General features: G+C 43.6%; 1 pseudogene. It reads left to right on the top strand.

The window, feature by feature from the left end:
- Positions 1-255 precede the first annotated feature (255 nt).
- Positions 256-935 (top strand): annotated as a pseudogene (locus ACS8FD_RS17690) (capsular polysaccharide export protein, LipB/KpsS family); the annotation flags it as partial.

Below are 935 nucleotides of genomic sequence, written 5' to 3'. Positions count from 1 at the left end.
GAAGGTAATTTGACGGTATATGAGTTTAGCCGTTGGAAACTGCCTTTCGTTAGGGCCTTTACCAATCTGCCGCGTACGACATTGTTTGTCAAACCAAAACCGCGTCTAAAAAACTTACTACATCCGGATCATTTCAAGGTCAATTATCACCAGCCTTTATTGGTATGGGGCTTAGCTAAACGTCAACAAGTCCATAAACGACTACAGTGTAAACTTGCAAAGCCGTCAAGATCAGATATGCCAGCTATTTATTGTATGGAAGATGGTTTTATCCGCTCAAATGGTCTGGGTGCAACATTACTCGCACCATTGTCGGTAGTAATAGACAAACAAGGTATTTATTATGATGCCACTCAGCCCTCAGATTTAGAAACCTTATTACGCAACTGTGATACCTTGACACCACAGCAATATGCACGAGTGCAGAGGCTGCAAACCAAATTGCTTACTCAGCGAGTAAGCAAATACAACGTTGGTACGGAAGTTAATGCTGCCGATAAAACCGGCGTTATCGATCAAAAAATGCAATGGATGCAGGATGCAAAGGTATCTGGTAGACCACGTTTGCTTATCATTGGGCAAGTAGAAGATGATCTGTCAGTGCAGTATTGCGGCTCAGATATTAAGACCAATCAAGGTCTGATTGAGCGTGTCAGACAAGACAATCCTGATGCCTATCTAATTTATAAACCGCATCCAGATGTAGAAGCTGGTCTACGAGCAGGCAAAGTTGATGAGGCGTGCTTAGCAAAAGTACAAGCAGTTGCCTATGATACAGCGATGCCTGATTGTTTAGAGTGCGTCGATGAGGTACATACGATTAGCTCATTGACTGGCTTTGAAGCACTATTGCGGGGGCTAAAAGTGACTTGTTACGGTTTGCCGTTTTATGCAGGGTGGGGCTTGACGACCGATATAGATGCACAGTTATCACC

The organism is Psychrobacter sp. 1U2 (assembly GCF_051847575.1).
Note: the sequence above shows the minus strand (reverse complement) of the source record. Positions and strands in the feature narration are given on the sequence as shown.